Source organism: Bradyrhizobium sp. NBAIM08, assembly GCF_020193935.1.
GTDB classification, from domain to species: Bacteria; Pseudomonadota; Alphaproteobacteria; order Rhizobiales; family Xanthobacteraceae; genus Bradyrhizobium; species Bradyrhizobium yuanmingense.
On the sequence record NZ_JADYVR010001077.1, the window covers coordinates 1 to 397 of the forward strand.

The window sequence follows — 397 nt, forward strand, 5'->3', positions numbered from 1 at the left end:
GCTCCTGTCCCAGGGGGCCGACCAGTTCCTCAACGCGGACGCCGCCGAGAGAGCCGGAGTAGTCCCCGAGTCACGGCTATCGGACGGGACAAGGACGAGGTTGGAGCACTCTCCATGGGGCCGAGACTGGCGGGCGTGCGGAGGATGGCCGCGCGGGCGAAGGATCGTGTGGCTGTGGAGGCGTTCCTCGGCGAGCACGGCTCGCTGAGGGTCGCCGGAGTGGGGACGGCGCTCGTCGAAGCCGTGGTGAGGGCGGCACGCGAGGCGGGTTGCTGGCGGCTGTGGGTGGTCACGACGAACGACAGTGTGGACGCGCTCCGCTTCCACCAGCGGTGAGGGTTCCGGCTCACGCAGCTGCGACTGGGCGCGGTTGATGTGAGCCGAGAAACTTTGAAGC

The 397-nt window shown here is 69.3% G+C and carries 1 protein-coding gene; it reads left to right on the plus strand.

Features of this window, described 5'->3' with window-relative positions; translation table 11 throughout:
- Positions 1-144 precede the first annotated feature (144 nt).
- Positions 145-336: a GNAT family N-acetyltransferase gene (locus I6F37_RS43555; RefSeq protein ID WP_249795504.1), complete on the plus strand. Its 192-nt coding sequence runs from the start codon at positions 145-147 to the stop codon at positions 334-336.
- Positions 337-397: the final 61 nt, after the last annotated feature.

Coding starts and splice junctions, on each gene's coding strand:
- I6F37_RS43555 (WP_249795504.1), top strand. CDS start 145: ATGGCCGCGCGGGCGAAGGATCGTGTGGCTGTGGAGGCGTTCCTCGGC.